Source organism: Nonomuraea bangladeshensis (assembly GCF_039529455.1).
Lineage (GTDB): Bacteria > Actinomycetota > Actinomycetes > Streptosporangiales > Streptosporangiaceae > Nonomuraea > Nonomuraea bangladeshensis.
The window spans coordinates 270,585-282,787 of sequence record NZ_BAAAMV010000009.1 but is presented as its reverse complement, the minus strand read 5'-3'; the positions used below and the strand labels follow the sequence as shown (position 1 = coordinate 282,787).

Here is a 12,203-nt window from a genome sequence, read left to right as displayed (position 1 = left end):
GTTAAACGAAGTATGGTCAATCCAGACAGTGCCTTCGCTGCCGCAGCGGCACGAACACGGCCGCCACCGTCAGCAGGACGAGGATGCCCGCGTAGGCCAGGTGCTGCCTGCCGAGGTCCTGGGCGTGGAAGGCCAGCTCGCCGAGGGCCACGAGCAGGTAGATCGCCGACGCCATCGCCCACCGGTGGTCGCGCGCCAGGTAGCCGCCCGTCACCGCGAGCCCGAGCGCCACCGCCTCGACGGCCATCCTGCTCAGGCTGATCGGGTGCTCCGTCCCCTCCGCCATCCACGCGGGCCCCGCCCACGCGGCCGGTACGACCGCCGCCCACCACCACCACGACCTGGCCCGTACCGGCCGCCGCAGCGCCACCAGCACCACCAGTCCGATCAGCACGATCGCGTAACCGGCGGCCACCAGGAACGGATCGCTGTCCTGGAACAGGGCCCGATCGGAGAGCGCGTCCGGGTGGACGGGCAGCACGGTCACGTCGAACCACTGCCGGCCCGAGGCGAGCGCGACCGCTTTCGCGCCGGTGAGCAGCGTGAGCGCGAAGGCCGTACGCAGCCGTCCGCGCAGGAGCGCCAGCAGCGCCGCCGCCGACAGCAGCGTCCATGACGGCAGCTCGCCCGCGTACGGGAGCAACGCGGCCAGGTTCACCACCGCGACGGCCGTGACGCCCAGGTGCAGGCCGTCCTCCCAGGCGCTGCCGGTCGCCTGGTGCGTGATGCGGCTGCGCACGCCGCCCGTCAGCAGGCCCCACGCCTCCCTGAGCACGGGCATCCGCCTGCCGGGCGCCGCGTCCTCCAGCAGCACGTCCAGCAGCTCGTCGCCGTGCGCCCGCCGGTACGGGCGCGGGTAGGCCAGCAGCAGCCTGCGGTAACGCCGTTCGAGCGGGCTCGGGGCGGCAGGGTCGTCCAAGGCGGGGTCGTCCAGGGCGGGGTCGTCCAGGGCGGGGCCGGTCGGCGCCGTCATGCGCCGGACGGGCGCAGGACCAGGGCGGCCGCCTCCTGCATCCGCCTGGCCTCGGCCTCCACCAGCGCCTGGCCCTCGTCGGTGATCCTGAAGTAGCGCCGGTTGCGGCCGTTGACCGTCTCCTCACGGTCCACGGCGATCACGCCCCGCTCGTTGAGCCGCTCCAGGATGCCGTAGAGCGTGCCGACGGACGGCTGGACCCGCCCGCGCGACAGCTCCTTGATCGACTTGCTGATCGCGTGTCCGTGCAGCGGGCCCGCGCGGAGGGCCGTGAGCACGAAGTACATCGGCTCGCTGACTTCAGAGGTTCCCCTGGGCATGGGGCGACATTATTCCGTTCAACGGAGCGTCCGCAACGCGCCCAGGGGATCTCTCACGATCTATCGGCAGCGTGCCCCGTTGAGGTGGAACACCTCGGGCGCCTGGTTCGGGCCGGAGGGGTTCGTGCCGTTGAACCCGAACGTCACCCGCTGTCCGGGCGCGATCTTGCTGTTCCAGTCCAGCGCCTTGGCCGTCACCACCGCGCCCGACTGCGACAACGTCGCGCCCCAGACGTTCCCTGCCTGCTGGCCGGCCGGGAACGACCAGCGCAGGGTCCAGCCGTCCACCGCCTGCCTGCCGGTGTTCTCGATCACGACCTGCGTGGTGAACCCGCTCGGCCACGAGCCGTGCGCCGTGTAGACGACCCGGCAGTCCACGCGCTCGCCCCTGTCGGCCAGGAACGCCGAGACCCAGGCCAGCGGGGAGTTCCAGTTGATGGTCAGCTCGTTCGTCGCCCACGACTCGATGTGGTCGATGTAGCAGAACTGCGGCTTGCAGCCCTGGAGCAGGCGCTGCGCGACGGGGTCCTGGATGGCGGAGTTCGGGCCGCCGGCCAGGGTGCCGCGCGGCGGGTTGGGCAGCGCGGGGTCGAGCTGGTGGGCGTACCAGCGGCTGTGCTGGTTCTTCGAGGCGACCTCGCCGTAGCCGGTCACGTACGACTGGTTGAGCGCGTTGCGGCCCAGGATGTAGTCCATGCCCTCGCGGACGGCGCCGCGGTACTTCTCCTCACCGGTCAGGTCGTAGGCGGTGGCCAGGACGACCAGGTTGTTCAGCACCAGGTTGTTGGAGCCCCAGTCGTAGTCCGGCGGGTTGTAAGGCAGCCCGTACGGGTGCGCCCGCTGGATCGCCAGATACTTCTCGGCCCCCAGGACCACCGACTTCCGCACCTGCGCCCGGTCGGGCAGCGCGTTGGGCACCGTCGCCAGGTCGAGGCGGCCGAGCTGGGCCGTGTTGCCCCAGTCGAAGCCGCGATCGCGCCAGATGTCGGCGGTGTGGTGCGGCGAGGCCAGGACGAAGTCCCTGAACTCCTTCTCGCCGGTCGTGATGTAGAGCTCCGCCGCCGCCCAGTAGAACTCGTCGCTGACGTCGGCGTCGTTGTAGGCGCCGCCGCCGGTGCCGTCGGCCGGGTCGGCGTACCTGGCGGGCTCGGCCTTGGCCGCCGCCCACGCCTTGCGGGCCGCCGTCAGGTTACGGGCCGCGAAGGCGGCGTCGTACGGCGCGAACAGCCGGGCCGCCTGCGCCGCCGTCGCGGCCAGGTTCAGCGTCGCGGCCGTGGACGGCGGGTGCAGCTCGCGCGGCTGCGGATCGAGGTGCGGCAGCAGCGGCAGCCCGGTCCAGGCCCGGTCGTGGATCTTGTGGTGGGCCATGCCGGCCAGCGGCTTGCCGTCCGGCACCTGCATGCTCAGCAGGAACTCCTGCTCCCAGCGGGCTTCGTCCAGGATGTCGGGGCGGCCGTTGCCGCTCTCCGGGATCGCGAGCTGGCCATCCTTGAAGGCCGCCCGGTCGCGCTCGTAGGCGGACATGAGCTGGTGGACGGAGATGCCGCCGTTGACGACGTACTTGCCGTGGTCGCCGGCGTCGTACCAGCCGCCTCTGACGTCGAGCGAGTAGTCGCAGACGCCGGGCTGGCAGGGGACGCTCACGTCGCCCTGGTTGGGCGCGACGCCGAGGTGGCCGGCCGGGCGGGCGTAGCCGGGGCGCAGGCTGCCCAGGATCTCGATGCCGCTGCGCTGGGTGTAGTAGAACTTCAGCGCGTCGGTCGGGAGCTGATCGTAGAGGTCGGCGGCGATGTCGAACGGGCGGCTCGTCTCGCCGTCGGCGGTGATCGTGTAGCCCTCACCGGCCTTGCGGTAGGAGCCGAAGTCGAGCGTGTGGACGTTCTGGCCGGAGCTGGCGTCCACACCCCTGGGGGTGGTCCTGCCCTTGGCGACGGTCTCGTTGGCGGCGTTCTTGAGCTCCCAGTCCAGCGCGGCCGTGGCGGCGGTGACCACGGTGGCCCTCTTGGGGCCCGAGGGCAGGTAGCCGAGCATGTTCACGCGGACGCGGGGCCCGGTGTCCGGCTCGTAGACCTCGGGTTCCGCGCCGCCCTTCAGCGACACGTCGTCCATGCAGAACCTCCAGGGCTCGGCGCTGCCGCCCAGCTGGAACGCCACCTGCGCGTTCGGCAGCGACACGGGGGCGGTGAAGGTGTAGGAGTAGTCGTTGCCCGAGACGCTCATCTCAGGGGCGGCCGACAGATACTGCGTCCACGGGTCCACGGGGAGCTGGATCAGGGCGCGGCCGACCTTGGCCGGGGTGGCGGTGGCGAAGAACCCGAAGGCGTACGTCTCGCCCTCGACCAGCGGGAGGTCGTTCTGGCCGATGATGACGTCCCAGGGGTTGGCCGTGCCGCCGGGGATGTCGGCGCACAGGCGGCCGTCCTGGACGACGGGCGTCACGTTGCCGGTGCTCCACCAGGGGGCGGTGCCGGTGTCGAAGGTGCCGTTCACGATCTGCTCGGGTCCCTCGTCGGCGGCGTGAGCGGACGTCGCGGGGGACAGGGCGACCATGGTGAGGAGGGCCAGTAAGGCGGCCCGGCATCGGGGCATGGAGGTCCTTTAGGGGGGAGTTGGGAGCGCTCCCAATCCTGAAGGGCCGGTGGGGCCGCGTCAACGGCCCCGCACCACCCATGATTCAGAACGGTGAAACTTTCATCACCCGGCGTCCGCCGTCAGCGCCGGAAGGGGCCTGTCACCTCGTAGGTAATGCCGCCCGTCCCCGCCGTCTCGCCGCTGGTGCCGCGCTGGGAGGAGAAGTAGAGCCGGGTGCCGTCGGGCGAGAACGCGGGCCCGGTGATCTCCGACTTGGCCTGCCCGTCGAGCCGCATGATCGGCGCCACGACCCCGTCCGGGGTGATGATGTTGATCTCCATGTTGCCGCCGTCCTCGGCCACGTAGAGGTCGCCGGAGGGCCGCCCGGTGATGTTGTCCACGCCGTCGAGCGTCCCGCCGCCGTCGTAGACGGCCGTGACGGTCGAGCGGGCCACGTCGTACGCCCACACCTTCCTGTCGCCCTTGGCGGTGAAGTAGCAGATCCCGCCCGCGTAGTGGCAGCCCTCGCCGCCGCTGAAGTGGCGGGCGGCGGAGACCTGGTGCCTGGTCTGGGTCTCCAGCACGGCGGGCCCGGGGTCGGGCACCGGACGCCACTCGACGGCGTCGCCGCCCGCGCCGCAGAGCACGTCGAGCCGGCCGCTGGACAGGTCGCCCCAGGTGGTGGGGGTGAAACGGTAGAAGCAGCCGTCGGACTCGTCCTCGGTGAGATAGACCACCCGGTGGTCGGGGTCGCAGGCGGCGGCCTCGTGCTTGAAGCGGCCCATGGCGGGGCGCGGCTGGGCGGAGCGGACGCCGTACGGGTCGGTCTCGTACACCCGGCCGCGGAAGACCTCCTCGCACGACAGCCAGGTGTTCCAGGGGGTCGCGCCGCCCGCGCAGTTGAGCGTGGTGCCGCTGAGGATGCGGTAGGCCCGGTCGATCGAGCCGTCGGCCCGGAACTTGATGGCCGAGGCCCCGCCGACCAGCGGCACCTCGGAGTTGGAGACGTAGATCCAGCCGGTGCCGTCGGGGAAGCAGGCGCCGCCGTCGGGCGCCGGGTGCCAGAGCGTCCCGCCGACGACGCGGCCGGTCCTCGCCACGATCCGGCCGGTGAACCCGGCGGGCAGCGCCATGCCGTTCGCGTCGGGCGCGCCGAGCGGCCCGTACGGGCTCGGGCCCGCCGAGACGGCGGCCACCGAGGCGGCGGCGTCGTGCCACACCGCGCCGGAGAAGGCCACGGCGCCGAGGCCGGTCGAGAGGGCACGTAAGAAGGTGCGGCGTTGCATCCTCGCTCCATCCACTCGGGGGGCTCCGTACCGCACCCGACAGTAGACGCCGGTCCGTCCCCTGCGTAGACCCAGTTCTGACGCTGACGGGTCTCTTACGCCCTTGAGAGATCCACTTGTCCTGGCCTCGGGTACGGGTGCCGTGATCACACCCAGGAGGCACCGGAGATGGCCGATTTCCCTATCGTCGTCGGGATCAACCGCACCCAGGACGGGTCCATCGCCGTCGCGGTCGGCGACACGGGCATGTACAGCCTGCAGAAGGAGCGCATCACCCGGCGCAAGCACCACTGGGGCCGGCTCGGCGACCTGCCCGACCGCTACCTGCCGGCGATGCCGCTGCTCAAGGAGCCGGTGGACCTCGTGGTCGAGGGGTACTCCTCCGACGCCGAGATCGAGAACCTGGAGGACTACCACGAGGAGCTGCGCGAGAGCCTGAGCCTCAAGGAGGACGCCAGGATCGTCCAGGTCTCGCACCACCTGAGCCACCTCTACAGCGCCTTCCACCCGTCGCCGTTCGAGCAGGCGGCCGGGCTGGTGGTGGACAACCAGGGGAGCCCGGTCCGGCGCTTCACCGAGCCGTACACGCCGCCGCCCGGCGCCTCCGGCGACCTGCTGGAGGTCGCTTCCTTCTACCGGTGCACCCGCGACGGCGTCGAATGCCTGGCCAAGCAGCTCTGGCACGGCGACTGGGCCGATCCGGCCGGGCTCGGCTGCTTCTACGCCCTCCTCACCAAGGCGCTCTGGCCCGAGGGCGAGGGCAACGAGGGCAAGGTCATGGGCCTGGCCCCGTACGGGGACCCGGACGCGCTCGGCCTGCCCGGCCTCGACGTGCGCGGGCACGAGGTGCTGATCCCGTCCGCGTGGACCGAGCTGTTCGCCCGGCGCGAGGAGTTCATCTACGAGCCGGGCGGCGAGCCGTTCCGCCGCTCGGCGAACCTGGCCGCCGCCGGCCAGCGCGCCTTCGAGAACGCCCTGGCCGCCCTCGCGGAGTGGCTGCACGCGAGGACCGGCCTGGACAACCTGGCCTTCGCCGGCGGCACGGCGCTCAACTGCTCGGCCAACGGCCTGCTCATCAGGCGGGGGCCGTTCCGCGAGGTCTTCGTCCCGCCGAGCCCGCACGACGGCGGCACCGCGATCGGCTGTGCCCTCTACGGGCTGGAGGCCGTGCTCGGCGTACGCGGCCGGTGGCGCTGGCGCGACGACTTCCTCGGCCCCGACCCCGACGAGAGCGAGATCGCCGCGGCCGTCGGCAGCCTGCCCGACGGCCTGGTGGCCGAGCAGCCGGAGGACCTGATCGCCGCGATGGTGGCGCTGCTGGAGGACGGCCGGGTCGTGGGCCTGCACCAGGGCCGCAGCGAGTCGGGGCCGCGCGCGCTCGGCAACCGCAGCATCATCGGCGACCCGCGCAGGCCCGACATCCAGGACTACATCAACTACGAGGTCAAGGGCCGCGAGTGGTTCCGGCCACTGGCCCCGCTGGTGCTCGCCGAGCACGCCCAGCGCTTCTTCGACGTGGACCGGCCCGCCCCTTTCATGCAGTACGCCGCCGACGTCCGCCCCGAGTTCCGCGAGCTGCTGCCCGGGGTCACGCACGTGGACGGCACCGCCCGGCTGCAGACGGTGGAGCCCGAGCGCACGCCGTTCCTGCACGCGCTGCTCACCCGCTGGTACGCGCGGACCGGCATGCCCGTGCTGATCAACACCTCGCTGAACGGTCCAGGCCGGCCACTCACCGAGACGCCCGAGCACTCGATCGACACGCTGCGCACGACCGGCATGCACGCGCTGGTGATGCCGCCGTACCTGATCAGGAAGACGGACTGATCAGGAAGACGACTGATCAGGAAGACGGCTGGGCGGCGGCTCGCCGAGGCGGTCGAGCACGTTCGCGGTGATGCGCGCGACCGCCGCCGAGCTCTCCAGCCCGCGCGGCCAGTCAGTGGTCGCGCCGGTGAACACGGTGCCGTGCGTGGCGTGCAGGCCCATCGTGGCGGCACCGTTGCCGAACCCCCAGCCGGCCGCCGCGCAGTCGCCCACCGCCAGGATGGTGAACCCGGCCGGGGTGCCGTCCGCCCCGGTGGGCACGTAGGGCGGCCCGGCGGCCCGGTCGAACGCGGCCCCGTCGCACTCGTAGCCCACCAGGCACTCCTCCCGCCCGAACACGTCGCCGTCACGCAGCCCCGTGCCCGCGTACACCCAGTGATCGGCGTGCTGGACGCGGAAGCCGACCGGCTCGGGATGCTCGTCGCGGTCGCGCTCGCCGCCGTTGCGGAAGCTGACGCCGGTCAGCTCGTTCTCCGGCTGGCCGTGCTCGTGCCAGAACCCGGTCCGCTCGAAGGTGACCGCGTCGCGAAAGGCGATCCGCCACCAGCAGGTGTTGCCGCCGAAGAAGGCCACGTTCCGCCCGGCCGCCACGTGCCGGGACACGGCGGCGCGCATGGCGTCGCTCCAGTACTCGTCGTGCCCCGCGCTCACCAGCAGCCGGTACGGCCCCAGCAGCTCCTCGCCGTCCCGGTGCAGGTCGAGGTCCGTGCAGTAGTCCACCCGGTAGCCGCGGCCGGCCAGCCAGGCCACGAAGCGGCCGTCCCAGTGGACGAACGTCTGGCGCGGCGTCGGGTCGTACGGGTCGAAGTTCGTCACGTCGTAGGGGGTGGCGCCGGTGCCGCCGCCCGGCCGGTGCAGCGACACCCCCGGCGCCGGATCGCCCGGGACGTCCGCATGGTCGTAGAGGCACCAGCCGCCGGAGACGTTGTAGGCGTGGTAGGTGAACAGCGGCAGCTTGTAGAGGATCCGGGCGGACGGGACCGCCGGGCGCACCACGAAGAGCGCCCTCGCCTCCCGCCCGTCGGGCGTCGTACGGTCCGGGTCCGTGCGGTCGCCGTCGTCGTCGCCCTCGACCAGCACCGCCACGTACACCCCTGGCTCGGCCGGCGCGGGCAGCTCGTGGCCGGGCCAAGCCGGCAGCGGCTCGCCACGGGGGCCGGTCCCGTCGCGGCCCCAGTCGTGCGCGGGCAGGTGCGGCGGCGCGTCCGCGCCGGGCAGCCACGGCGACTTCGCCGACAGCGTCAGCCCGTCGCCGCACCGGTGGAGCTCCACGCGGAAACGCGGCGCGTCCGTCGCCGCCCGCAAGGTCAGCGTCCCGCCCGCGCGAGGGCTCGGCTGCTCCACGTAACCCCTGATCACATCGCTGGGACTACCCGGTCGTACGACACGAAATAGCAGGTCAGCGTATGTATTGGGTTTGCCGCGCCGAGGCCGGTAGCGTCGGCCGCATGCGCGCGTACCTGGTGACACTCACGCTCTCGGCCGCGCTCTCCACCGCGTGCGGCGGCCCGGCCGCGCCCGCCGCCGCGCCCGAGGCGGCCTCGCCCGCCTCGCCGGCCCCCACATCCCCGGCGGCCCCGCTGCGGGGCAAGACGGTCGTCCTCGACCCCGGGCACAACGGCGGCAACGCCTCCCACCCGGAGCAGATCAACCGTCTGGTCGACGTGATCAACGGCACCAAGCCGTGCAACACGACCGGCACCGAGACCGACGCCGGCTACCCCGAGCACGCCTTCACCTGGGACCTCGCCGGCCGGCTCAAGCCGATGCTCGAACGCATGGGCGCCAAGGTCGTCCTCACCCGGCCGAACGACAAGGGCGTCGGCCCGTGCGTCACCGAGCGGGCGGCCATCGGCAACGAGGCGCGGGCGGACGCGGTGCTGTCCATCCACGGCGACGGGGCCGCGCCCCGGGGGCACGGCTTCCACGTGATCATGCCGGGCCTGCTGCCGGGCCACAACGATGAGGTGATCGAGCCGTCGCGGCGGCTCGGCCACGCCGTACGCGACGCCTACCGCGCCGGCACCGGCATCCCCTACGCGAACTACACCGCCAAGGACGGCCTCCAGACCCGTACGGACCTCGGCGGCCTCAACCTGTCGACCCGGCCGGCGGTCTTCATCGAGTGCGGCAACATGCGCAACCCGGGCGACGCCCGCAAGATGTCCAGCCCAGCCTTCCGGCAGCGCATGGCGACCTCACTCGCCACCGGCCTGCGCGACTTCCTGACGTGATCACCGCGTCAGTGACAGAGCGGTTCGCCGCCCACCACGCACGCGATGTCGTCGAGCTGCACGCTGAGCAGGGTTCCGTTCATGCCGAGCACGAGCACGAGGTCGCGCCGCGAGGGGTGGGCCAGCATGACCCGGCCGACGACTCCGTTGTCCAAGATCACGGTGGGGCGGCCTGCCGCGTAGTCCATGCCCTCGTGACTCCTCTCCGAGAGGGACCGGCCCCCGCCGGACCCTTCTCCCCCCAGGATGCACAGGCGAACCCCGTCACCGCATCGGCCATCCGGACCAATTTCTCACCGGACTTCCTGACTCGGGCTTCGGACGGAAGAAAGTCGGGTCCGTTGAGTAGGATGGCGCTCACGTTGCCGCGTGGCTAAGGAGACGGCCTTCCCGTGACCGACTTAGAACGCCTTCCGCCCGGTGTCGACCCGACGGTGCCGAGTTCGGCCCGCGTGTACGACTATCTCCTGGGCGGCAAGGACAACCTCGCCGTCGATCGCGAGGTCGCCGAGAAACTGCTCGCGGTCGCCCCCGACACCCGGCTCGTCGCCCGGGCCAGCCGCCACTTCCAGATCGAGGCCGTCCGCCACCTCGCCGAGCAGGGCGTCCGGCAGTTCCTCGACCTGGGCACCGGCATCCCCACCTCGCCCAGCATCCACGAGACCGTGCGCCAGGTGCATCCCGGCTGCCGGGTGGTCTACGTCGACAACGACCCCGTGGTGGGCCTGCACGCCCAGGTGCTGCTGGCCGACGCGCCCGGCCTCGCCGCCCTCCAAGCCGACCTGCGCAGGCCCGCCGACATCCTCGACAGCCCCGAGGTCACCGAGCTGATCGACTTCGACCGGCCGGTGTGCGTGCTGATGGTGGGCGTGCTGCACTACGTCATGGACGACGAGGACCCGGCGGGCATCGTGGCCGCCTTCAGGGACCGCATGGCGCCGGGCAGCCACCTGGTGCTCTCCCACGCGCTGGCGGAGAGCGACGCGCAGGCCGTCGGCCGGCTGCGCGCGTCCACCGACGGCACCTCGGCCCAGGCCGGGTTCCGCACCCATGAGGAGGTGCTGTCACTCTTCGAGGGGTTCGAGCTCATCGGGCCGGGGCTGGTGCCGGTCCACGAGTGGCGCCTCGGCCCGGACGATCAGGAGGTCCCGCTCATCGACGGGGTGCCCCGCCTGCTCTTCGCGGCCGGGGTGGGCCGGGTCAAAGCCTGATCCCCGCGACGATCCTGCTGAGGTCGGGGACGAGCGGCTCGGAGGCCATGACGGTGACGGCGACGCCGTCGCGCTCCACCCAGCCGACGTAACGGCCGTGGCCGAGCGCGCCGTCGCCCTTCATGGTGAGCACCTTACGGTCGCCGATCTTTGCGGTCCGCACGTCCCCCGAGAACGTGCCGAGCCGGAGCGGGGCCTTCTTCAGCGCGTTCAGCCCGCGCAGGCCGGGCTTGCAGACCACGCGCACCCACAGCCAGCGGTGCTTGAGGTCCACGTCGTCGCGGTTGTCGGACCACTGGTAGCCGTACTCGGTGAGGCCGTCGTGGCGGCTCACCTCGACCTGCCCGTGCGTGAAGCCGCGCGGCAGGACCTCGACGCGGACGCCCTTGATCGCGTTGGACCTCCTGGCGGGCCGGTCGACGTCCGAGCTGTTCGCGCGCTTGACCTCCGCCTTCGACGGCGTCGGGCAGGAGGGACGGGTGGCCGCCCCGGCGGCGGGGGCGGCGATCACGGTCGCGGCGAGCACGGCGGCGGACAGGGCCGCGAGGTGCCGGTTTCTGTTCATGCCCGGGTTGGATGTCCTGCTGATCACAAAAGTTCAGTACGTCTTGAGCTCGATGTCGGTCGCGAACTTGTCGGTCATCTTCATCATCCAAGCGAGGAGGAAGCGGTACTTGAACATCCAGTTCCGCATCCGGATCCGCGACGGGCTCCCGGGTGCGAGGAAGGGGCCGGCGTTGCCGTTCTCGGAGATCTTGGCGTACGGGCGGAAGACGCGCTCGTACGCGTCGAACGCCGCCCGATGGTCGCCGCCCGCCGCCGCCAGCTCGCCCGCCAGCACGTACGCGCCCACGACGGCCAGGCCGGTGCCGAAACCGCCCAGCGTGTCGCCGTACGCCGCGTCGCCCAGCAGCACCACCCGGCCCCGGCTGTACCGGTCGATCCGGACCTGGCTGATCGAGTCCAGGTACACACTCGGCGAGCGCCGCACCGCCGCCAGCACCTCCGGCACCCGCCAGCCCATGCCCGCGTACGCCCGCGCCAGGAGGTCCTTCTGCTGCCCGGCGTCGTAGCGGTCGTAGTCGAGCGGCTCGGAGGCGAAGACGAAGAACGCCGGCGCCTTCGGCCCGCCGACGGCCGCCATCCTGCCCGGCTCGTTGTACATCCGCCCGACCGGGCCGAAGTCCTGGTCCAGGTCGACCAGCGCGTAGTAGTGGCCGAGGAAGCGCACGAAGTCGGACTCCGGGCCGAAGGCGAGGCGGCGGACGTTGGAGTGGATGCCGTCCGCGCCCACCACCAGGTCGAACGTGCGGGGCGCGGTGCGCTCGAAGGTCACGTGCACGCCGTCCGGGGTCTCGGTCAGCGAGGTGATCGAGTCGCCGAAGACGTACTCGCAGGCGGGGGCGGTGCGCTCGTGGAGCAGCCTGGCCAGGTCGCCGCGCTTGATCTCCAGCTCGCCGCCGGTGAACTCGCCGGGCATGACCGCGAGCGTGCGGCCCTCGGCGTCGACGAGGAGCTGGTCGGTGCCGCCGGTCTGGAGCTTGCGCACGTCGTCCAGGATGCCCATCCGGGACAGGACCGTGCGGTGGGTCTCGCCCTTGAAGTCGACCGCCTGGCCGCCGGGGCGCAGCGCCGGGGCCTTCTCGACGACCGTGACGGAGCAGCCGTACCTGATCAGCCAGTGGGCGAGCGCGGGGCCGGCGATGCTGGCGCCGGAGATGAGAATGGTGAGGTTCTTCATGTCCAGCAGCCTCGCGACCTGCGCTGACAACCCGGCGACC

The 12,203-nt window shown here is 72.1% G+C and carries 11 protein-coding genes; 3 read left to right on the top strand and 8 right to left on the bottom strand.

Annotated features, from left to right (window positions below):
• Positions 1-16 precede the first annotated feature (16 nt).
• The 4 genes from ABD292_RS30600 to ABD292_RS30585 all read right to left on the bottom strand — a co-directional run bounded on the left by ABD292_RS30600 (position 17) and on the right by ABD292_RS30585 (position 5,150).
• Entirely contained in the window at positions 17-973 is a 957-nt protein-coding gene (locus ABD292_RS30600) for a hypothetical protein (protein WP_344213364.1), read from the bottom strand.
• Positions 970-1,293: a PadR family transcriptional regulator gene (locus tag ABD292_RS30595; protein WP_091081493.1), complete on the bottom strand. Its 324-nt coding sequence runs from the start codon at positions 1,291-1,293 to the stop codon at positions 970-972. Before ABD292_RS30595 ends, ABD292_RS30600 begins: the two co-directional genes overlap by 4 nt.
• A 60-nt stretch (positions 1,294-1,353) precedes the next feature.
• Entirely contained in the window at positions 1,354-3,882 is a 2,529-nt protein-coding gene (locus ABD292_RS30590; protein ID WP_344213362.1) for a glycoside hydrolase family 9 protein, read from the bottom strand.
• Between the two features lie 122 nt (positions 3,883-4,004).
• Entirely contained in the window at positions 4,005-5,150 is a 1,146-nt protein-coding gene (locus ABD292_RS30585; protein ID WP_344213361.1) for an alkaline phosphatase PhoX, read from the bottom strand.
• Positions 5,151-5,318: 168 nt separating this feature from the next.
• Between ABD292_RS30585 and ABD292_RS30580 the strand changes: the two genes are divergently transcribed.
• Positions 5,319-6,977: a carbamoyltransferase family protein gene (locus ABD292_RS30580; RefSeq protein WP_344213359.1), complete on the top strand. Its 1,659-nt coding sequence runs from the start codon at positions 5,319-5,321 to the stop codon at positions 6,975-6,977.
• Here the strand turns inward: ABD292_RS30580 and ABD292_RS30575 are convergent, their stop codons facing one another.
• Positions 6,978-8,336: a N,N-dimethylformamidase beta subunit family domain-containing protein gene (locus ABD292_RS30575; RefSeq protein ID WP_344213357.1), complete on the bottom strand. Its 1,359-nt coding sequence runs from the start codon at positions 8,334-8,336 to the stop codon at positions 6,978-6,980.
• 89 nt (positions 8,337-8,425) lie between these two features.
• Here ABD292_RS30575 and ABD292_RS30570 point away from each other — a divergent pair, with 89 nt between their 5' ends.
• Positions 8,426-9,211 carry an N-acetylmuramoyl-L-alanine amidase gene (locus ABD292_RS30570; RefSeq protein WP_344213355.1) on the top strand — a complete coding sequence of 262 codons (786 nt, stop codon included), beginning with the start codon at positions 8,426-8,428 and terminating at the stop codon, positions 9,209-9,211.
• Between the two features lie 8 nt (positions 9,212-9,219).
• Here ABD292_RS30570 and ABD292_RS30565 read toward each other — a convergent pair whose 3' ends face one another.
• A complete protein-coding gene (locus ABD292_RS30565; protein ID WP_344213353.1) occupies positions 9,220-9,399 on the bottom strand; it encodes a hypothetical protein in 180 nt (59 codons plus the stop codon).
• A 204-nt stretch (positions 9,400-9,603) separates the two neighbouring features.
• Here ABD292_RS30565 and ABD292_RS30560 point away from each other — a divergent pair, with 204 nt between their 5' ends.
• Positions 9,604-10,422 (top strand): SAM-dependent methyltransferase, encoded by an 819-nt coding sequence (locus ABD292_RS30560; RefSeq protein WP_344213351.1) that lies wholly within the window; start codon positions 9,604-9,606, stop codon positions 10,420-10,422.
• On the opposite strand, the gene ABD292_RS30555 is transcribed toward ABD292_RS30560, so the two are convergent.
• Both ABD292_RS30555 and ABD292_RS30550 read right to left on the bottom strand, forming a co-directional pair.
• The gene (locus ABD292_RS30555) at positions 10,412-10,987 is read right to left on the bottom strand and encodes a hypothetical protein (RefSeq protein WP_344213349.1); all 576 of its coding nucleotides are present in this window, start codon (positions 10,985-10,987) and stop codon (positions 10,412-10,414) included. The genes ABD292_RS30560 and ABD292_RS30555 overlap by 11 nt on opposite strands.
• A 33-nt stretch (positions 10,988-11,020) precedes the next feature.
• Entirely contained in the window at positions 11,021-12,163 is a 1,143-nt protein-coding gene (locus tag ABD292_RS30550; RefSeq protein WP_344213347.1) for an FAD-dependent monooxygenase, read from the bottom strand.
• Positions 12,164-12,203: the final 40 nt, after the last annotated feature.

What these genes read in the sequence shown, in the direction of transcription:
- ABD292_RS30585 (WP_344213361.1), bottom strand. Translation starts at nt 5,150, where the DNA reads ATGCAACGCCGCACCTTCTTACGTGCCCTCTCGACCGGCCTCGGCGCC.
- ABD292_RS30570 (WP_344213355.1), top strand. Translation starts at nt 8,426, where the DNA reads ATGCGCGCGTACCTGGTGACACTCACGCTCTCGGCCGCGCTCTCCACC.
- ABD292_RS30565 (WP_344213353.1), bottom strand. Translation starts at nt 9,399, where the DNA reads ATGGACTACGCGGCAGGCCGCCCCACCGTGATCTTGGACAACGGAGTC.
- ABD292_RS30590 (WP_344213362.1), bottom strand. Translation starts at nt 3,882, where the DNA reads ATGCCCCGATGCCGGGCCGCCTTACTGGCCCTCCTCACCATGGTCGCC.
- ABD292_RS30595 (WP_091081493.1), bottom strand. Translation starts at nt 1,293, where the DNA reads ATGCCCAGGGGAACCTCTGAAGTCAGCGAGCCGATGTACTTCGTGCTC.
- ABD292_RS30550 (WP_344213347.1), bottom strand. Translation starts at nt 12,163, where the DNA reads ATGAAGAACCTCACCATTCTCATCTCCGGCGCCAGCATCGCCGGCCCC.
- ABD292_RS30600 (WP_344213364.1), bottom strand. Translation starts at nt 973, where the DNA reads ATGACGGCGCCGACCGGCCCCGCCCTGGACGACCCCGCCCTGGACGAC.
- ABD292_RS30555 (WP_344213349.1), bottom strand. Translation starts at nt 10,987, where the DNA reads ATGAACAGAAACCGGCACCTCGCGGCCCTGTCCGCCGCCGTGCTCGCC.
- ABD292_RS30580 (WP_344213359.1), top strand. Translation starts at nt 5,319, where the DNA reads ATGGCCGATTTCCCTATCGTCGTCGGGATCAACCGCACCCAGGACGGG.